The organism is Priestia sp. 40 (assembly GCF_049368575.1).
Lineage (GTDB): Bacteria > Bacillota > Bacilli > Bacillales > Bacillaceae_H > Priestia > Priestia zanthoxyli.
On the sequence record NZ_JBMPZA010000017.1, the window covers coordinates 320,939 to 340,659 of the forward strand.

The following is a 19,721-nucleotide window of genomic DNA, read 5'->3' on the forward strand; positions in this document are numbered from 1 at the left end:
TCGGTATTCTCCTTTCTTTACATTCTGCTATTTAACACTTCAGCGATATGCATCACTTTTACAGGCTGTCCTTTTCGTTCAATTCTTCCTCCAATATTCATAAGACAGCCGCAATCGGCTCCAATTAAGTACTCTGCGTTTGTCTTAGCTATACAGCCCACTTTTTCATCGACCATTTGTTCAGAGATTTGCCCCATTTTAACCGAAAACGTCCCGCCGAATCCACAGCAGTTATGACTGTTTTCAAGGTTCTCCATTTCAAGACCCTTTACATTGTTTAATAGTGTAAAAGGTTCTTTTTTTACGTTTAGCAGACGCGTCATATGACAAGAAGAATGATAAGTGGCTTTCCCATTTAAGCTGGCGCCTACGTCTTCAACTTTTAAAACGTTTACAATAAAATCCGTTAGCTCATACGTTTTATTAGCAAGCTTCACGGCAGGTTCATACCATGCAGCATCACCTTTAAAAATATGGGGATACTCTTTGAACATTGTCACACACGAGCCGGATGGAGATACAACGTACTCTGCATGCTCAAACGCTTTTATCATGTTTTTCATCGCTTCTTTTGATTCTTTTACGTAACCGCTGTTATATGCAGGTTGTCCGCAGCAAACTTGACTCTTTGGAAAATCCACTTCGCATCCTAGTCGTTCTAACAATTCTACCGTCGCTTTTCCTACATTTGTTTGAAACATATCAATCAAACATGTCGCAAATAAAGATACTTTCATCATTTGCTCCCTCCAAGCTGATCATTTTACTTCTTTTAGTTAACAGGTCATCAGATGACTTAATGCTATTATACTCCTATGTTTTTCTAATTTCACTAGTTTTTCAAAAATACCTTTCTTTGTTTGCTATCTTTTTTTCATAAAAAATAGGAAGTTGAGACATAACTAAATCATTTCAATCTAAAGATGAACAAATTGGATAAATGATTTAATGTGGATTACTTGTTAGACCGCGGTTGATTTCCGGGCAACCGCTAGAAGAAACGAAACACTTGAAACCTACGTTTGCCATATCATTAAAAAAATCCGAACGGTGAAGATTCTCCATCAAGAATCTTCATCGTTCGGATCTTCCTTCAACTAAACTACGTTTGTATTAGCTTCTTACTTATTTATTTCCAAAAATCATCAAATACTGTGATTGGCAATTGGCGTTTATGCTGCGTTTTTAAGAAGTGACCTTCAATGACGTTACTTGCATGTTCACCTACATCTTTGCCTTCTAAATAATCGTCGATTTGCTCGTACGTTACGCCAAGCGCTTCTTCATCCGGAAGCTGTGGACGATCTTCTTCCAAATCAGCCGTTGGTTTTTTCATATATAGATGCTCGGGACAGCCTAATTCTTTTAGCATTTGTTTTCCTTGTCGCTTGTTCAGACGGAAGATAGGAACTAAGTCAGCTCCTCCGTCGCCGAATTTTGTATAAAATCCTGTAACAGCTTCAGCAGAGTGATCCGTTCCAAGTACGACTCCACTGTACATGCCTGCTACCGTATATTGCGCAATCATTCGTTCACGTGCTTTTACATTTCCTTTGTTGAAGTCGGAAACTTTATCGTCTGCCGCTTCTTCAACAGCAGAAAGCATAGCATCTACTGCTGGTTTTACGTTAATAGAAATAGATTTTGTTGGTTGAATAAAACCTAGTGCATCTTGACAGTCTGCTTCATCTGCCTGAACACCGTATGGAAGACGAACAGCAATAAACTGATAGCGCTCTTCTCCCGCTTCTCGTTCAACTCATTAACCGCTAGCTGCGCCAGCTTTCCAGTTAACGTAGAATCTTGGCCGCCAGAAATACCTAGTACAAACGAACGTAAAAAAGGATATTTGTTCATGTAGGATTTCAGAAAATCAACGCTGCGGCGAATTTCTTCCGCGGGATTAATTTCTTTTTGGACGTGCATTTCTTCAATAATTTGCTTTTGTAGCTCTTTCATAAAAAAACTCTCCTCTCATTACTAGCTGACGGAATCTACACAAGTACGGTATCAGATAGTAACTTGCTTCTAGTCTCTTCGATATTTTGCATTTTGTTATCCCAGCAGTTTGTACTCAAGTCTACCGGATACTCTGTAGGACGAAATACATCTTCGTTCGATTTTGTAATGACTTTGTAGTCATCCCATAGATGCTTTAAGTTCTGTAAGCAGTAGGCTCTCATTTCTTCAATGGTAGGCTGCTCATACACAAGCTTTCCCTGTACAAAGATTGGCTGGTGAATTTTACGTGCGTTAAAGTTCGTGACAAACTTGCTGACGTGCGTATGAATAGGATGAAACATTTTTAAGTGCTGCTCTTCATTCGGCACTTCGTCTTGCATCGTAATATAATCGCCTTCCCATTTGTGATTCACTTGATTTACAATTCGATATACTTCTTTTAAGCCGGGAGTTGAAATTTTCTCTGGGTTTTCTGATAGCTTAATTGTATCCACCATGTTTCCATGATCATCTTCAATCGAAACCAGCTTGTACACCGCTCCTAGCGCCGGCTGATCAAAGGAAGTCATGAGTTTTGTTCCAACTCCCCATCCATCAATTTTGGCACCTTGCGCTTTCAAATCCAGAATGCTGTACTCATCAAGGTCATTCGAAGCGAAAATTTTCACATCATGATAGCCAGCTTCATCAAGCATTTTTCTTGCCTCTTGAGAAAGATATGGAAGTCTTCCGCTGTCTAATCGAATACCGATAAAATTAATGCGATCTCCCATTTCATTTGCTACTTTAATAGCATTTGGAATACCTGACTTTAACGTATTATATGTATCTACTAAAAAGATACAGTTGCGGTGTGATTCCGCATATTTTTTAAACGCGCTGTACTCGTCGCGATAGACTTGAACAAGCGCGTGGGCATGAGTACCGGACACAGGAATTCCAAACACTTTTCCCGCTCTGACATTACTGGTTGCATCAAAACCTCCAATATAAGCAGCTCTTGCCCCGTAAAAAGCAGCATCCAGCTCATGTGCTCTTCTTGAACCAAATTCCATAAGCTGATTCGTACCCGTATGCTCATATAAATTATCTTCTCCCGCCGCCAAGCGAATACGCGATGCTTTTGTTGCAATCAGCGGATGGAAATTTAAAATGTTTAAAAGCGGTGTTTCAATAAGCTGCGCTTCTGCTAAAGGAGCGTCAATTTGCAGCATCGGTTCATTAGCAAAAATCATTTCGCCTTCTACGACCGAACGAATATTACCGCTAAATCGAACCTGTTTTAGATAGTCGATAAACTCCGCTTCATAATGCAGTTCTTCATATAAATAATCTAAGTCCGTTTCGCTAAATCTGAAATTAGCAATAAAATCAATTACTCTTTCTAGCCCTGCAAACACCGCATAACCGCTTTCAAACGGCATCCGACGAAAGTAAGCTTCAAACACAGAACGACGTTTATGAATGTGGTCTTTAAAATACGTATGCGCCATATTCAGTTCGTATAAATCTGTATGCAAAGCTAAACTATCATCTCTATATTGCTTTTTCATACTTTGTAACCCTCCATTTGACAATCCTAGTTTCTATTATGTAAATCTTTTCACAATAGAGCAAGCATAAATTATCGGAAGGTGCTTGAATTTTAGTTTTTCTGTTATTTAGGGCGCACTTTTATACCTGAAATGGCGCTATTTTTCTTCCGGTATGTATTTCATTAATACGTGTTCAACATTGTCAAGGTGACTCATCATAAAATGCTGAGCATCTTCTGCATGCTGAGAGAGAATAGCTTCATAAATTTGCTGATGCTCTTTATAAATTCGTTCAGCCGTTTTTTCTTCTGCATAAAGCCAGATGCGTCTTGTCTCTTTCATCGTTTCAATCATCATTTCTGATACGTTATTCATAAGCTTCACTAAAAGAGGGTTTTGTGAGGCTTTGGCAATGGCTAAATGAAAAGCAAAATCTGCTTTCTCTCCCAGTTCTTCATTGCCAAACGCTCCTTTCATTTGTTCCAGACTATCGGACAGCTGGTTGAGATCCGCATCCGTTCTCTTTTGAGCTGCCGCTCGAACAGCTCCAATTTCCAATACTTTTCTCACTTCAAGCAAATGCTCAATATCGTTTTTATTCATTAATACAGCGCTAGTTACAGGCAAAGACAGCATATCTGAGTTAAATTCGCGTACAAATGTGCCTTCTCCTTGCTTCATCTCCAGAAGCCCCATCGCTCGCAAAGCGCTAAGAGCTTCACGGATAGCTGAGCGTCCTACCTGAAAGTTTTCCGCCAGCTGCTGCACTGAATCCAAACGGTCTCCAGGCTTTAAACTGCCTTCTTTTATATTTTCAAGAAGCGTTTCGGCTACTTCTTCGTATATTTTTTTTGGCTTAATTCGCTTATATTCCACGTTTTCCACCTCATTTTTTTCGTTCACCAAGGTTCATATTAACCGAGACTCTTTCTTCTTTTACGTTTCTGTTACATTTTACCGAAATCTTTTCCCCTCCACAACAAAAGTGCCAAGGTATTTATACTTTATTTCTCAAATGTGCTAAAATAGTAAATTGATTTCATATTACGAGTTAAAAGGAGCTTTTTGAATGAACATTGTTGTCAGTACATTGAATGCGAAGTATATTCATACTTCTTTAGCCCTTCGATGTTTAAAAGCCTATGCCGAGCCTGACTATAAAGTGGATATGGCCGAATATACGATTAAAGATCCTGCTATGAACATTGTCACGGATTTATATAAACGCAACCCAGATATTATTGGTTTCAGCTGTTACATTTGGAATATTGAAGAAACGATTAAAGTCGCACAAATGCTTAAAAAGATCAATCCCGAGCTCATCATTATATTCGGTGGACCAGAAGTAACCTATGATGTAACTCACTGGCTAGAGCGTATTCCTGAAGCAGACTTTATCGCGATCGGTGAAGGAGAAGAAACATTCAAGCAGCTGTTAGACGAACTTCACGGCGCTCGTCAGTTTGAAAACGTAAGCGGCGTGGCTTTCCGAAAAGAGGGAACACCAGTTGTTAACCCGCAGCGCAATAAAATTGATCTGCGCGAAATGCCTTCTCCTTTTCGTTTTGAAGAAGACCGCCAAGAACTTTCAAAACGCGTTGTGTATATTGAAACGAGCCGCGGCTGTCCGTTTAGCTGTCAGTTCTGTCTCTCTTCTATTGAAGTAGGCGTTCGTTATTTCGACCGAGAAAAAGTAAAAGAAGATATTCGCTATTTGATGGATAACGGAGCGCGCACGATTAAGTTCGTAGACCGCACGTTCAACATCAGCCGCAGCTACGCCATGGAAATGTTCCAATTTTTAATTGATGAACACCGCGAAGGTACGGTATTTCAATTTGAAATTACTGCCGATATTATGCGCCCAGAAGTTATTCAGTTCTTAAATGACAATGCGCCAAAAGGATTATTCCGCTTTGAAATTGGCGTTCAATCTACAAATGATGCTGTCAATGAACTGGTCAAACGCAAACAAAACTTTAAAAAATTAACACGTACCGTAACAATGGTAAAAGAAGGCGGAAAGATCGACCAGCATTTAGACTTAATCGCAGGACTGCCAGACGAAGATTATAACTCATTTAAGAATACGTTTAATGATGTATTTGCACTTCGCCCTGAAGAGCTTCAGCTAGGCTTTTTAAAAATGCTTCGCGGCACCGGCTTACGCTTAAGTGCGCCTCGCTATAATTATCAATACATGGATCAGTCGCCTTATGAAATTTTAAGCAATAACGTCCTGCCATTTTCAGATGTCGTACGTATTAAACATGTAGAAGATATTTTAGAAAAGTTTTGGAATGACCACCGAATGGATGAAACGATCGAGTTTTTAGTAGAGCACTGCTATGATACACCTTTTGATTTCTTCCAAAACTTCGGGACGTATTGGGATGAAATGGGCTGGGTTCGAATCGGTCATCAGCTTGAAGATTTATTCAGACGCCTTAGACAGTATATTGAAACAGAGAATTTTTCAAATGAAGAAGTAATTGAAGGGTTTATGAAAATTGATTATTTACAAAACCAAAAGCATAAGCCTCGTAAACCTTGGTGGGACGATAAAGTAGAAAAACAAGTCCGCTCTCATTACTATCAGCAAATGCTTGCTAATCCTTCTATCATGGGACAGGCTTTTGAAGCTGAACAGCTTGCTGAAAAAGAATTATACAAGCACACTGTTTTAGAGATTCTTCCATTTGACTATATGTATTATAAACAAACGGGCCAAATCAATGAACAACCGTCTGTTCTTCTTGCTTATTATGATCAAAAAGCAAATGATACAAAACTTTATTCAGCACCTGTAGAAGCATTTGGTCTTCCAGTTGTAAGCTAAAACCTCGGATATCCGAGGTTTTTTTCTTTAACATTCTTTTTTCTTTTCATGCTCTTTATCAGACTTTGTCTTTCCTAGGGATTCATATATTTTAGCTGCGTTCGGATCGCCCATTTCCGTTCCAAACTCTTCTTGCAGTAATTGTTTTTGTTTTGCTTCAGTGCTCGCGATGTGCTTATTATTTTGTTTATGTTTGCTCATCGTTACTTACCTTGCTTTCCTTTTTTAGAATTACGATTCGCGCCTTTAGCCGGCTCCTCGCCGCCAGCATATTCAGCAGCGAATTCTGCATCTGAAAGGCTCTCTTTTGGTGTATTGTTGTTAGTTAGTGCTGATTTGTACCCTACTTTACGCTTTGCCATCATGTATCCCTCCTATACTTGGAAGTCCATTGAACTTCCTTTTCTTAGAATGCGCCTTCTCATGAGCAATATAAGCAGAAAAAGCTGTAAAAAAGCAGTTGAAACATAACGAAATTACTTTAATCTAAAGACGAACAAATGGGATAAATGAGTTGAACCGCTTGTTACACCGCTGTTGATTTCCGTGCAAGGCTTCGCTTTCCGCGGGCGGGCGGTGAGCCTCCTCGCCGATTACGCTCCTGCGGGGTCTCATCTGTTCCGCTTTCCCCGCAGGAGTCTTCGCCTTGCCCTCCCCCTCCAATCAACAGCTGGAAGCAGCTAAACACATGAGACTTATGTTCACCACCACAAAAAAATCCGAGCGAGTTTAATTCTTGACTAAGAATCAAACTCGCTCGGATTTTCCTTAAACTAACATACTTTGTCCAAGCCTTTTTTACCCAATAATAATACGTTCTTTCGGATAGTGATAATCCGGTCCAGACGTTGGACGGCGAAGCATTAAGATAAATGAAAACATGCCGATTCGGCCAATGAACATTAAAATCATAATAACGCATTTACCGATATCAGAAAGCCCTCCTGTAATTCCCATTGATAAACCTGTTGTCCCAAAAGCTGAACACACTTCAAAAATAAGCTCAATGAGAGAAAAATGTTCTGTAATACTTAAAATAAGAAGAGAAATCGAGCAAATGATTACGGCTAACATCGATACAGCTACTGATTTAATAATGTCATCTTCATGAATTTCGCGGCGAAAGATTTTAATCGTCTTATTTCCTCTTACGTAATAAAACAGGAAAAGAATATTTAATGCAAACGTCGTCGTACGAATTCCTCCCCCTACTGAGCTCGGTGAAGCCCCGATAAACATCATCGCGCTCATCATAATTAACGTAGGAAGCGAAAACTCATTAATATTCATGGTCGCCACTCCTCCGCTCCTTGTGGCAGCGGATTGGAAAAACGCATAAAAAAACGATTCATCCCAAGACTTATCTGCTAAAAATCCTGAATGCTCTAGCACAAGAATCAAGATTGTTCCTCCTGCTAACAGCAGAAAAAACATAATGGTCGTTAGCTTCGTAAATAGCGAAAATTGAAATTTACGCTTATCTTTAAATGTTAAAAAATAGTGCTTAATTTCAATTAATACAGGGAATCCAATCGCTCCAAGCGTAATTAAAATAACGGTTACCACTTGTACAAAATAATCATGGGCATACGGAATAAATGAAGATCCTGTAATATCGAAGCCAGCATTTGTTGTAGCGCTGACAGAAGCAAAGAAACCATGCAGAAACGCATCTGTCCAACTCGAATAATAACGGAGAAAATGTAATCCTAAAATAATGGCGCCAACTAGTTCAATGGCAAAAATAATAAATAAAATATTTCTCATCAAGTCAACTAATCCTGATAAGCGGGATTGGTTATGGTCTGTCATAATGAGCTGACGTTCCTTTAAACCGATTTTTTTACCCAAAATCATCCAAATAAATGTACTGAGTGTCATTACACCAATACCACCGATTTGAAAAATAAAAGCGAGCAAAAAATAGCCCGTCGTACTAAATGTATCCGGAGTAGAGACAGGTGTCAGCCCTGTTACACTTACCGCACTAACGGCAATGAATAAGCGATCAATAAATGCTAACTTCACTCCAGGCTTTAAAGCTTCTGGAATACTAAGTAATAGAAATCCAAGCGTAACAGCCACTATGTAAAATGTAACAATAATTTGAGCTGAAGACATCTGCCTTACTCGTCGTTTCCATGGTTGCGGCATAATCTGACATTCCTTTTTTGTTATAATACTAATAGTTTTCTTCTTTCTTCCCAAAGCATACTCATTGTTACATGAATCAAAATATCCACGTAAAAAATCCCATGTTCAAGAAGGTGACTACATTAGTATAAAAGAAGTCACCTCACTTGTCATTAGATATCATAAATCCCAGCAGCCTGCATAAAGAACCGTCACTCAATATGGTCTGTTTACACAAAAAAACGAGATTGAGACATCATTAAATGAATCAATCTAAAGACGAACAAATGGGATACATGAGCTGAACCGCTTGTGACACCGCTGTTGATTTCCGTGCAAGACTTCGCTTTCCGCGGGCGGCCCGTGAGCCTCCTCGTCGCTGACGCTCCTGCGGGGTCTCACCTGTTCCGCTTTTCCCGCAGGAGTCTTCGTCTTGCCCTCCAATCAACAGCTAGAAGCAACCACATACTTGAAACCTGCGTTCACCATAACAAAAAACGAACCACTGATATTAGTGGTTCGTTTTTTACTTCGGCTAAAATATTTTTGTCTCAGCCTCGTCTTTATTTTATTTAGAGCGTTTTTCTAGCCAATCGCCGATTGAAGGATATGTTTCCTTCACTGCTTTTGGACCAAATACAACAGATACGTGACCTGTTTGCAACAATTTATACTCTTTATCTTCACTTGAAACAGCGTCCATTAAAGCTGCCACTTGATGCGGCATCGCAATATGATCACGGCTAGCAGCAATGTTTAAAATATTAGCTTTAATATTTTTTAAATCTACTTTGCGTCCGCGAACTTCAAGTTCACCATTGATTAGTTTGTTTTGTTGATAGAAGTCACGAATCCACTGACGATAAGCTTCGCCAGCAAATGGGATTCCGTCAGCAACCCACTTTTGCATTAGCTTCCAGCTTTCGACAAAACGCTGATTTTCCGAACGGTCCACCAACGTTACATACGGGCCGTAAAAATTCGTGATTGGCTTTAACATCTTGTTTCCAAAGTCAATCATCTCTGGAGGGATGTTTCCGAATGTATCTACTGCTTTATCTAAATTAAAGTAGCGATCGTCTAAAAATGCTCCGTATAAACCTGTATCCGAAAAATCAAATGGACTTGTCATAAAAATTAAGTTTTTAATCGGCAAGTCTTCATTTAATGCAGCAAAAATAGATGTCATAGTTCCGCCCATGCAGTAACCAAGAACAGACAAATCAGGAGATTTAGAAGTGCGAAGCACCTTTTTCGCCGCTTTTGGAATATAATCTACAATATAATCATCTAGCTTCATATTGCTGTCTTCAAGCCCAGGAGTTCCCCAGTCAAGCAAATACACGTCAAAACCGCGGTTTAATAAGTATTCAACAAGGCTGTTTCCAGGTGTTAAATCCAAAATATACGGTTTATTGATCAGTGCATATACGAGTAAGATTGGTGTTTTATGCAGGTTATCTTTTACTGGCGTATAGCGATATAATTTTGCCTTATTCTTTTTCCAAATAACCTCTTTTGGTGTTAATCCAACTTCCGGTTCCGCTTCTGTTGTCATAATTTCATATGCACGCTTAAAACGTCTTGCAGAACTTTTATATTCACTTGGCATTGATTTGATTAATTTTTCCCACTCTTGCACGTAAGGAATTGCCACGAATATACACACCCTTTCATTTCATTAGTAGTTAGTTAACAAGCACAGCCCCGACAAAAGTCAGGGCCAGCATTTATTACATGTATAAGCCGCCGTTAATGTTTAACTGTTGTCCTGTAATGTACGCGCCGTCTTTTGCTAAGTAAACAACTCCACGTGCAATTTCTTCAGCGTGGCCTAAGCGACGAGTTGGGATTTTTGCTACAACTTTTGCACGTACTTCTTCCGGCATTGCCATTACCATTTCTGTTTCAATAAATCCTGGGCAAATTGCATTAACCGTTACGCCACTTTTAGCTAGCTCAAGAGCTAATGATTTAGTGAATCCTAGCATACCTGCTTTAGCAGCTGAGTAGTTTGTTTGACCAAATCCGCCCGCTTGACCAATAATTGATGAAATATTGATAACACGACCGCCTTCAGATTCTAAAAGGTGCGTTAGCGCAGCTGATGTTGTGTTGTATACGCTATGTAAGTTTACATCAATTACTTTTTTCCAATCTTCTTCACCTAACTTCTTGAATGAACGGTCGCGCGTAATTCCAGCATTGTTTACTAGAATGTCTAATTGACCAAACGCAGCTTTTGTTTCTTCGATTAGGTGTTTTGCTTGATCTACATAAGACACGTCAGCTTGAACCGCAATAGCTTCTCCGCCGTTGTCTTTAATTTCTTTTACAATTGCTTCTGCAGATTCTTTACTGCTGTTATAGTTTACTGCTACTTTTACTCCATTAGAAGCAAGCTCACGTGTAATTGCTGCCCCGATACCTTTAGATCCGCCTGTTACGATTGCTACTTTACCTTGTAATGTTGTCATGAAAAATTTCCCCCTTGCTTCTTCAGCGATGATTTTTACTGTAAATACAGCAGTTAATGTTGTTATAAAATCCCCTATACCTTACTTGCGAGCTGGCTGCTCAGTTTTTTGAGCGTTTGATGGTTTTGCTTCAGATTTAGCTTCTGCCTTTGGCTTTTCAGCTAATTTTTCTTGTTTTTCTAACAGCTGAGCCTGAAGCTGCTCACCTTGAGTTTTAATTTGTTTTTGGATAGTTTCTTTTAACTCGTCTTGTGTTTTTTGCTGCCCTTCAAGAAGAGACAAAACTTTGTCGAGTTTTTTGTCTAACGATTTGACATCAGATTTCAGCTTAGTTACATCTTTTTTCAAAGCGGATGCACTTTCTTGCTGCGCTTCTAATTCATCGAAACGATCGTCAAATTGCTCTTCTAATAATTCTACTTTTTCTTCCACATTGATGACTAATGACGCAACGTTTGCTACATCTTCTTTTGTTGGTACATTTACTTGGTGCAGATAGCGCCCCGTTACTTCATTTACTGCTTGTTGATATTGAAGGTTCATATTTAGCACATTTCCCATTAGCTGGGAAAATTCTTCACGATTCATATTGTCCCCAATAACTTTACCCCAGTAAGATTCGGTTTTGTCATATACGTCTTTCCATGCTTGAAACGGATCAAATACTTTTTGCTGTTCCAAAACTCCATCTCCTTTCTTGTGTACGTTAAAAGTGATGGCTTTCAATATGGACACTTAATGTGACAAGCGACATATTAGAAGCTCTAAGTAAACGCAACCAATTTTGCGTTTATTTATTGGATAATGTAAATCTTTTCACAATTCACTTACCAACAAATTATAAATGTTATAAAAATTACCTACATGTACTATTATAAATTCGTTTCCCAAAATAAACAATTCTAAATCTTTGTTTATTTTTGAATTTTTTTGACGCTTTTTGTCGAAATCCAAAAAATCGTTCTTTTTTCCTGTATTTGAAAGACATGTTTTAAAGTGTTGACAATTTTTTCATCTAGGTGTAAATTACACATATAGAAAACAAATTCTCTTTTTTCGAAGGGGTGATTACCTTGGGATCAAGTGAAAAAGATAACACCTCTAATTCAAACAACTTAGAAAAATCGATTAGCGGTGCACCAAAAAACTTGATGGTTCCTTTTCTTCTTTTAAGTTTAAGAGGTTGGAATCTACATGGTTACAAGCTCATTCAGCAACTAATGAGCTTTGGATTCACATCAGTTGATCAAGGAAACGTCTACCGCACGCTGAGACAGCTTGAAAAAGACAACTTGATTACATCGCAATGGGATACGTCAGCTGAAGGACCTGCACGCCGGATTTATTCATTAACAGATGCCGGTGAACAATATTTAAGCATGTGGGCTAATTCACTTGAACAGTATCAAAACATGTTAGATTCATTTTTTCACATGTATACCGACATGTTGTTCCCTTTTAGCTCTTCTTCTTCTAAAAAGTCAAAAGAATCAAAAGAGGAAGAAAACGATTAAAGGGATTCACGCAGTACATCTGCGTTTCCTAATATAATGTTAAATTTCACGGTCAACCAGCGAGCGCGGAATGTTAGGTTTATCACACAACTACGAATTTCTTCTTTAACGTTTTGTTCATTACAATAACTGTTCGCCAGACCAAATTATTCAAGGAGGAATTTGATTATGTCAACAGTAAAGTATGATACAGTAATTGATGCAATGTGGGAACAATGGACAAAGGGGTTACAAAACATTGCAGACGGAAACAAACAAATTGAGCAATGGACGTTAAAAGCACTTGAGCAACAGCAAGAATTTGTAACAAAAGCAGTAGAACAGCTTCAAGCAACAGACAAACAATGGAAAGCTGAATTAGAAGATCTTCAACAAAAAACAGTTGAAAACTTACGTAAAACAGCTGGAAACGCTGTTGCCGATTCTTATGAAGAATGGACAAACCGCACGCATGAAGCATTAAATAAATTACAAGAGCTTTCTCTTAACCAAAGCAAATCAAGCTATTCTTTAGTAAAGCAAGCTCAAGAACAATATCATCAAGTAGTAACACAATTAGTAGAAGAGCAAAAGAAAACGCGCCAAGAATTCCAACACGTATCTGATGCATACGTAGAACAAGTAAAATCTCTTCAAAAGTCATTTGCTCAGTCTCTTGAGCAATATGCGGTTGTAAAATAATATATAAAAAAGCCCAGCTTCTTTGAAAGCTGGGCTTTTTTATACTTTCTTGCAAACCATTACCAGTATGCAAAATAGTAAACAGCAAATAATACAGGTACAGCAGTGAACTGCTGTACAACTAAAAAAGGAGATGACTAATCATGGCTAGAACAAATAAACTATTAACACCAGGCGTAGAACAATTTTTAGATCAATATAAATACGAAATCGCTCAAGAATTTGGGGTAACTCTAGGTTCTGACACTGCTGCACGCAGCAACGGTTCAGTAGGCGGAGAAATCACAAAACGCTTGGTGCAACAAGCTCAAGCTCACTTAAACGGCAGCACACAAAAATAAAACATAACTTCATAACATGGCTAAAAAAAAGGCACCTGCGTGTGCCTTTTTCTTACATAATATAGTCTTTTAAATACACGTAGTCCCCCGCTAATATAATAACCATCGCGATAATATATTTACGGTTTCTTTCAATTGTTTTTCGGCTCACTTTAACATGTTTTTCAATCAAGCGAATAGGAAGCTGCCGCTTTAAAAACAGCTTATCTTTTAATTCTTTTTCATTGACGATAAAAGATGCAACTTCCACAGCATTTCCCCTTGCATCCTTATGTTTAGGAGACGTGTTAATAATGTCTTCAAGAGTTAATTTAAACAATTTTAGCGTCTGACAAAAATAAGTCATTTCCTCTTGAATATATGAAGTTTCACTTTGCCTTTTATAGTTAGAAAGCGATATATCCCTTTCTATCTTACCTTGAATAAAATCTTCATTTTCAATCCGGTTATAGAGCAGCGTTTGGTTTCGCTTCTCTTTTCGAATATAGTCGATGACTCTTCTTTTAATAATCAGTTCCGCAAACGCAAGAAGGGATCGTCCTTTTTGGATTGTGTAATTTTCGATGGCTTCATTAAACGCAATCAGACCAATGCTAAATTCATCGTCAGCTTCACTTATATAACGTTTACATACAGCTGAAACAACTTTAGCAATAAACGGTTTATATTGTTGAATCATTTCGTTATGTAATTGTTTATCCCCTTGCTGAATCGTCAGTACAAGCGTTTCAAGCGATGGAGGCGTTTGAACTTTTGTGAGCATTGGCTTCACCTCTTTTACTATACTCAGTTGCTTTATACCATGTTAATATCCATTCTTTTGATGACGAACAGGGTTGAGAAGCACTCTGCTCCTTTTAATTTCTCTTTATTATAACCCATAATAGCTCAATTTTACCAATTAACATACATTTGAAATATATGTTTATGAACTGAAATAAACTTCATTGAACTGAATTATCCAACGCTGCTTCTGTTCTTTACAGAATATGAGCGAAAAAGCAAAACATTCGGATATACAGTAATTAAACACCAGTTAGTTCTTTTACCCTTTCTCGAAACGATTTAAACTAGGTATTTTATCTTAATACAAAAAAAACGCGCATTAAAAGCGCGTTTTTTTGTATTATTGATTTTCAATTTTCTTTAATGAGTCTTTTTCTTTCTCTGAGCCTTCAAGATCAGTTTGTTCTTTGTTTTTAGATAGAAACCAGCCTGAAACTGCTATGCCAAGTAACACAACCCAAAACGTAATTTTCCATACTTTTGATTCAGGGAAGTGTTCATTAATAATACCTAACTCCGGATGAGCAAGAGTGTAAACTGCTAGCTTAACCCCTACCCAGCCTACGATAGCAAAAGCCGCCGTTTCTAGACCCGGGCGCGTATTTAATAGCTTGACGAACCAAGTTGCAGCAAAACGCATAATAATTAATCCCATAATTCCTCCGGCAAAGATCACCAAGAATTGTCCGCCATCGAGTCCGCCAATTTTAGGAAGAGTGGTTGTTGGCAACGTAACGGCAAGAGCCACAGCAGCCAAAATTGAATCAACCGCAAAAGCAATGTCCGCTACTTCTACTTTTAAAACCGTCATCCAGAAACCTGAGCCCTTTTTTCCGTCCGCTTCTTTTACTTTTTCATGATCGCCTTTTTTCACATATCGCTTCACAATATGATTAATGGAAATGAACAATAAGTAAATGGCTCCTATGGCTTGAAGCTGCCATACATCTACCAAAAATGAAATCAAAAACAATGAACCAAATCTAAAAATAAAGGCACCGGCTAATCCGTAAAATAATGCCTTCTTGCGTTGTTCTTCCGGTAAATGTTTGACCATAATAGCCATCACAAGAGCATTATCCGCTGCCAAAATTCCTTCTAATGCAACCAGCACTAGCAATACCCATCCATACTCTAACAAAAGTGATGCATCCATAAAAATCCCCTCTCGTTTCTTTGTATAAGTTTATTTATCCTCATTACCGGAATAAAACACAAAAAGACCTTTGCCAAATATGGCAAAGGTCTTGCTAAGCATAATCATTATGCCAACAAAGCCGATGGAATACTCCATGTAATGACGACTTTGTTTCAGGTTTCCCTGACGCTACTCCCCTTTACTCCGTAAGAAGTAAATGTATTAAGTTGTTTTAATTTTATAAAAGGTTCGCTAATAAGTCAATGAAAAGCCCTCTAAACTTTTGTTAAGCTTTTGTTAAGCTTTTGTTAAGCGTTTTAATACGTTCAAAAACGTTGAAATATGAATAGGCTTTGTTACGTATTCACTAAAACCGACTAAAAAAGCTTGATCGATATCGCTTTGCATCGCGCTTGCACTCAGGGCAATTCGAGGAATATGCCTCAATTCTTTTTCCAGCTGAAGCTGTTTGCATACCTCAAAACCATTCATATCCGGTAAATCAATATCAATTAAGATCATATCGGGTGAAATGGATCTGATCAGCTGGATGCCGTTTTCACCTGTTTTGGCAACTAAGAGCTTAACGTTTTTATATGGAGAAAGAATCGATTGCATAAGCTCAATATTTGTATCGTTATCCTCAATATATACAATCGATGTCGGCATGGAAAAACCTAAAAATAGCTCGGCTTCCCCTTCATTGGATAATTGTTTAGGAACAGGTGGGTGTACTAAAGGAAAACGAACCCAAAATGTACTGCCCTTTCCTTCTTCACTTCGCACTCCGCACGTTCCATTCATTAATACAACAAGCTGTTTTACAAGCGCCAACCCAATTCCTGTTCCGTCTTTTTCTAGTCTATTTACACGGTAGAAAGGCTCAAAAATCCGATGCAATTCTGAATGGGGAATTCCAAAGCCCTTATCTTCAATCGATATGGTTACGTGATGCTGAGTGATGTCGGTATAGATCGTTATATCGCGATAAGCAGGCGAATATTTAATGGCGTTTGTAAGCAGATTTAATAAGATCTGCTGAAACCGAAGTTCATCTACTTCAACAAAGACTTCTTGGTAGGCGTGAAAGCGAGTATAAAATATACTATGCTTATCTTTTGCTAATGGTTTCATAATTTTAAGTGCGTCTTCAATAGCCTCTTTTACTGACACTGGTTCAAGATTGATCGCTAAGTGACCGGATTCAATTTTTGATAAATCAAGCGTTTCATTGATCAAATAAAGAAGATGATTGCCTGCTTTTAAAATCTTCCGTATACGATTCAATTGTTTTTCTGTTAAATCTTTTTCCCCTTGCTCTTCCAATATCTGCGCGTAGCCTAAAATACTGTTTAAAGGCGTACGAAGTTCGTGGCTGACTTTTGATAAAAATTCAGACTTGGCTTGATTTGCTTTTTCGGCTTCTTCTTTTGCTATAATCATTTGCTGATTAGAATGAAGCAGGTCTTTTTCTTGTTCCTGCTGCTTCGTAATATCATAAAATGTGACAACTACGCCTTTATAATATTTACTCTCTTGAAGAGGTTCAGCATTCACCGAAAGCCACGTCAACTTTTTCTCATTTAAATAAATGCCCATGACTGTATTTCGCACAGGCTCTTTTGTATGAAGACAGCGGACTGATGGAATATCTTCGAGTGCAAAAGCTGTGCCGTCAGGATGAATAATTTCCCAGTCTAAACCAAACGGGTTAACCGATAACATTTGGTCATAAGGCACGTTTAGAATCTTAGCAGCGTACGCATTGGCAGCAATTAAGTTACCTTCAAGGTCATGAAACACCACGCCTTCTGACATTGTAGAAAGAACGGATCGATACATGCTTTCACTTTTAGCCAGCTTTTCTCTTGCTTCGTGAAGATCAGTAATATCTACTATAGAACCAATAACTTCTTGTACTTCTCCTTTGTAGATATGAGGCGTTAACTTCGTATAGTAAGCAAAGTCGTTCAAAAGCACTTCATACGACACTTTCTCTCCCGCCCATGCTTTATCATAGTAACTCCTATTATCTCTTGCGTAGGATTCAGGTAAAAATTCATCAGGTGTTTTTCCGACAACATCTATTTCCTCATATCCCATTTCACGAATCATTTTGCCTTCGCACATCGTATAGACATATCCTTTACTGTTCTTCACAAACTTAAAAATAGTACCATCTTGCTGTGAAAGCGTTCGTTTTAAATCTTTTTGTAAATTCAAAAGCTGCTGTTGAGCCTTTTTTCGGTCTGTTACATCTTTGGCGATGACGTAACTGCCTTTAATTTGACCATGAACAATAATAGGCATTTGCGTTACTTCAACATATACAGGCTGATTATCTTTGCGAATGAGCGTTGCCTCATAATAAACAGAGTCTCCACTCAGGGATTTCCACATATATTCTTCAGCTTTTTCAGCTTCTCTAAACATATAGGGAAACGGAATTTTCTCCATTTTATTTAACGTGTATCCTGTCAGCTCGATTCCTTTTGGATTAATCGTTTGAATATTGCCGTACAAATCAACTGCACACACAATATTGGGATTGTAGTTAAAAAGAGATTGATAATACTCTTCTTTTAATTGACTGTCCCTCACTTCTTCCTGACGCTTAAAAGCAGCAACAAGCAGGAAGACAATAAGTAGCGTAATCGTGATACTTGCAATCATATTGGAAAATGGCGCTTGATACGGCAGCCACTGGCCCCACCTTCTAACAACTGAGTGTTCAATATGGAGCTTCATTCCATACATACTGATAAAATGCATAGCTGAAATGCCAATACCCAGCAAAATAGAGCTAACAAGTTTAAGGAATGGATTAGCTTTTACATTTTTTGACCGAAAAAACAAGTGCATCGCATAAAATGCAACGACCAGAGCGATGATGATAGAAAGCAAAACAGATAGCACGGAATAATGAATGTGTGCTTCTGTTTCGATTGCTGCCATGGCAATATAATGTGTGCCCACAATACTGCTTCCCAAAATAAGCCCTGACCATACCGACGTGCGCCATTTCCAAAATGTCCAAAACGCACCTAGTGATCCGCTAATCGCTATTATCAAAGCAAGTGCAGAAAGTACAACATCAAAATGAAAGCTAACAGGAACATAATAACCAAGCATCGCAATATAGTGCATCGCTCCTACTCCAATCCCCATTGAAGTTGCTGACAGAGTAAGCCATAAATAATTGTTCCGCTGTTTTTTCATCATTTTGCTCATAATATCAAGTGCTGTATAAGAGGCAAGAATCCCTACAATGACAGCAAGAAATACGGTAAATTCATTATAGTGACCAGTAATTGAAATCATTTTCTTTCCTTTCAATTCAACGTTACTTCTTCTATCTAACTTTCCTCATAAAAACTATATTACTATCATTTTTTCCAAAAGCAGACACATAAAATAGACGAAACTTACATAAGCTTCGTCCTTTTATCAACATGACTATTTTAGAAGCAGCAGCATCTCTTAATTTGTCATTAACTGATGCAGCTGTTTTTGAACGTCTTGGATTTTTAATTTTGAGATATGAGCATATTCATCAATTTCTAAAAAATAAACAAGATATGTCTCATTTTTCGGCGTTATGTGTGAAACTTTCTGTAAATTTACGATATAAGACCGATGTGTTTGACTAAATACCGAAGGATTCAAATACATATAGATATCACTGATATTTTCATATGTCTCATAGACACGTGATTGAGTATAAATTAAGCATTTCTTCCCTGATTTTTCGATAAAAATAATTTGATCAATTGGAATGTAATAAGTAGACCCATTAAATTTTACAGGCAGCCTCTTTAATTGATCACTTGGCTTTTTCAACTGATTTTTATCAATTCCAATGGAATTTTTAGCCCGCTCTAAAGCCATATAAAGCCTTGTTTTTTCAATCGGTTTTACAATGTAGTCGAGTGCCGACAGTTCAAATGCCTTCACAGCAAATTCATCATAACCTGTAATAAAAATGAACTTTAAATTCGGCTTAATGCGCAGACACTTTTTATTGCATCTACACCGTTAATCGTAGGCATATTAATGTCTACAAGCAAAAGGTCTGGACTTTTAACCATCACTTCCTGTACGAGCTGCTCTCCGTCTTTACAGATTCCGATAACTTCAAATTCCAAGGAAGCTGTTCTATAAAGTAATCTAAAAAAAAATTTCAACCGAATCTTCGTTATCATCGGTGAGCGGACGAAAATGTGCAGAAACGTTTCACGTACCAAAAACCAGTCCCTCAGCTTCGTAAAGTAGGGTTAATATCGGTTTCACAACCAATAATGATCAGTACATAACA

General features: G+C 38.1%; 20 protein-coding genes, 1 pseudogene and 1 riboswitch. Of the genes and pseudogenes, 4 read left to right on the forward strand and 17 right to left on the reverse strand.

Annotated elements, in window-relative coordinates:
• Window positions 1-17 precede the first annotated feature (17 nt).
• From ACO1DI_RS21365 to ACO1DI_RS21380, 4 genes and pseudogenes are all read right to left on the reverse strand, one after another.
• A complete protein-coding gene (locus tag ACO1DI_RS21365) occupies window positions 18-737 on the reverse strand; it encodes a (Fe-S)-binding protein (protein ID WP_115655129.1) in 720 nt (239 codons plus the stop codon).
• 392 nt (window positions 738-1,129) lie between these two features.
• A pseudogene (gene nadE, locus ACO1DI_RS21370) lies at window positions 1,130-1,959 on the reverse strand (ammonia-dependent NAD(+) synthetase).
• Window positions 1,960-1,994: 35 nt separating this feature from the next.
• Window positions 1,995-3,515: a nicotinate phosphoribosyltransferase gene (locus ACO1DI_RS21375; protein ID WP_371905458.1), complete on the reverse strand. Its 1,521-nt coding sequence runs from the start codon at window positions 3,513-3,515 to the stop codon at window positions 1,995-1,997.
• A 138-nt stretch (window positions 3,516-3,653) separates the two neighbouring features.
• Window positions 3,654-4,373: a FadR/GntR family transcriptional regulator gene (locus ACO1DI_RS21380; RefSeq protein WP_014461089.1), complete on the reverse strand. Its 720-nt coding sequence runs from the start codon at window positions 4,371-4,373 to the stop codon at window positions 3,654-3,656.
• 193 nt (window positions 4,374-4,566) lie between these two features.
• On the opposite strand from ACO1DI_RS21380, the gene ACO1DI_RS21385 reads away from it, so the two are divergent.
• On the forward strand, window positions 4,567-6,336 hold the full coding sequence (locus ACO1DI_RS21385) for a B12-binding domain-containing radical SAM protein (protein ID WP_014461090.1): 1,770 nt from the start codon (window positions 4,567-4,569) through the stop codon (window positions 6,334-6,336).
• A gap of 27 nt (window positions 6,337-6,363) precedes the next feature.
• Here ACO1DI_RS21385 and ACO1DI_RS21390 read toward each other — a convergent pair whose 3' ends face one another.
• The 8 genes from ACO1DI_RS21390 to phaR form a co-directional block, all read right to left on the reverse strand.
• On the reverse strand, window positions 6,364-6,537 hold the full coding sequence (locus ACO1DI_RS21390) for a hypothetical protein (protein ID WP_014461091.1): 174 nt from the start codon (window positions 6,535-6,537) through the stop codon (window positions 6,364-6,366).
• Window positions 6,538-6,539: 2 nt separating this feature from the next.
• Window positions 6,540-6,698, reverse strand: a complete 159-nt coding sequence (locus ACO1DI_RS21395; protein WP_025749458.1) for a hypothetical protein — start codon at window positions 6,696-6,698, stop codon at window positions 6,540-6,542.
• Window positions 6,699-6,862: 164 nt separating this feature from the next.
• A complete protein-coding gene (locus tag ACO1DI_RS21400) occupies window positions 6,863-7,003 on the reverse strand; it encodes a hypothetical protein (protein ID WP_423145602.1) in 141 nt (46 codons plus the stop codon).
• Between the two features lie 131 nt (window positions 7,004-7,134).
• Window positions 7,135-8,514 carry a TrkH family potassium uptake protein gene (locus ACO1DI_RS21405; protein ID WP_255256020.1) on the reverse strand — a complete coding sequence of 460 codons (1,380 nt, stop codon included), beginning with the start codon at window positions 8,512-8,514 and terminating at the stop codon, window positions 7,135-7,137.
• Between the two features lie 223 nt (window positions 8,515-8,737).
• Window positions 8,738-8,917: a hypothetical protein gene (locus ACO1DI_RS21410; protein ID WP_014461094.1), complete on the reverse strand. Its 180-nt coding sequence runs from the start codon at window positions 8,915-8,917 to the stop codon at window positions 8,738-8,740.
• Between the two features lie 120 nt (window positions 8,918-9,037).
• Window positions 9,038-10,126 (reverse strand): class III poly(R)-hydroxyalkanoic acid synthase subunit PhaC, encoded by a 1,089-nt coding sequence (locus ACO1DI_RS21415; RefSeq protein ID WP_013055939.1) that lies wholly within the window; start codon window positions 10,124-10,126, stop codon window positions 9,038-9,040.
• A 76-nt stretch (window positions 10,127-10,202) separates the two neighbouring features.
• Complete coding sequence (gene phbB / locus ACO1DI_RS21420; RefSeq protein ID WP_014461095.1) at window positions 10,203-10,946, reverse strand: acetoacetyl-CoA reductase; 744 nt, start codon at window positions 10,944-10,946, stop codon at window positions 10,203-10,205.
• A gap of 81 nt (window positions 10,947-11,027) precedes the next feature.
• A complete protein-coding gene (phaR, locus tag ACO1DI_RS21425) occupies window positions 11,028-11,627 on the reverse strand; it encodes a polyhydroxyalkanoic acid synthase subunit PhaR (protein WP_013055937.1) in 600 nt (199 codons plus the stop codon).
• 392 nt (window positions 11,628-12,019) lie between these two features.
• Here phaR and phaQ point away from each other — a divergent pair, with 392 nt between their 5' ends.
• The 3 genes from phaQ (at window position 12,020) to ACO1DI_RS21440 (ending at window position 13,482) form a co-directional block, all read left to right on the forward strand.
• Window positions 12,020-12,460, forward strand: a complete 441-nt coding sequence (gene phaQ / locus ACO1DI_RS21430; protein WP_013055935.1) for a poly-beta-hydroxybutyrate-responsive repressor — start codon at window positions 12,020-12,022, stop codon at window positions 12,458-12,460.
• Between the two features lie 168 nt (window positions 12,461-12,628).
• On the forward strand, window positions 12,629-13,141 hold the full coding sequence (gene phaP / locus ACO1DI_RS21435; protein WP_014461097.1) for a polyhydroxyalkanoic acid inclusion protein PhaP: 513 nt from the start codon (window positions 12,629-12,631) through the stop codon (window positions 13,139-13,141).
• Window positions 13,142-13,284: 143 nt separating this feature from the next.
• Entirely contained in the window at window positions 13,285-13,482 is a 198-nt protein-coding gene (locus tag ACO1DI_RS21440) for an alpha/beta-type small acid-soluble spore protein (protein ID WP_014461098.1), read from the forward strand.
• A gap of 52 nt (window positions 13,483-13,534) precedes the next feature.
• Here the strand turns inward: ACO1DI_RS21440 and sigI are convergent, their stop codons facing one another.
• The 5 genes from sigI to ACO1DI_RS21465 all read right to left on the reverse strand — a co-directional run bounded on the left by sigI (window position 13,535) and on the right by ACO1DI_RS21465 (window position 19,551).
• Window positions 13,535-14,245 (reverse strand): RNA polymerase sigma factor SigI, encoded by a 711-nt coding sequence (gene sigI, locus ACO1DI_RS21445; protein ID WP_042992260.1) that lies wholly within the window; start codon window positions 14,243-14,245, stop codon window positions 13,535-13,537.
• Window positions 14,246-14,608: 363 nt separating this feature from the next.
• Window positions 14,609-15,424 (reverse strand): TerC family protein, encoded by an 816-nt coding sequence (locus tag ACO1DI_RS21450; protein ID WP_014461100.1) that lies wholly within the window; start codon window positions 15,422-15,424, stop codon window positions 14,609-14,611.
• Window positions 15,425-15,520: 96 nt separating this feature from the next.
• Window positions 15,521-15,616, reverse strand: a riboswitch (yybP-ykoY riboswitch).
• A gap of 87 nt (window positions 15,617-15,703) precedes the next feature.
• Entirely contained in the window at window positions 15,704-18,742 is a 3,039-nt protein-coding gene (locus tag ACO1DI_RS21455; RefSeq protein ID WP_042992261.1) for a PAS domain S-box protein, read from the reverse strand.
• A 144-nt stretch (window positions 18,743-18,886) separates the two neighbouring features.
• Window positions 18,887-19,360: a LytR/AlgR family response regulator transcription factor gene (locus ACO1DI_RS21460; protein WP_423145596.1), complete on the reverse strand. Its 474-nt coding sequence runs from the start codon at window positions 19,358-19,360 to the stop codon at window positions 18,887-18,889.
• A 35-nt stretch (window positions 19,361-19,395) separates the two neighbouring features.
• Window positions 19,396-19,551 (reverse strand): response regulator, encoded by a 156-nt coding sequence (locus tag ACO1DI_RS21465; protein WP_423145597.1) that lies wholly within the window; start codon window positions 19,549-19,551, stop codon window positions 19,396-19,398.
• Between the last annotated feature and the right edge of the window lie 170 nt (window positions 19,552-19,721).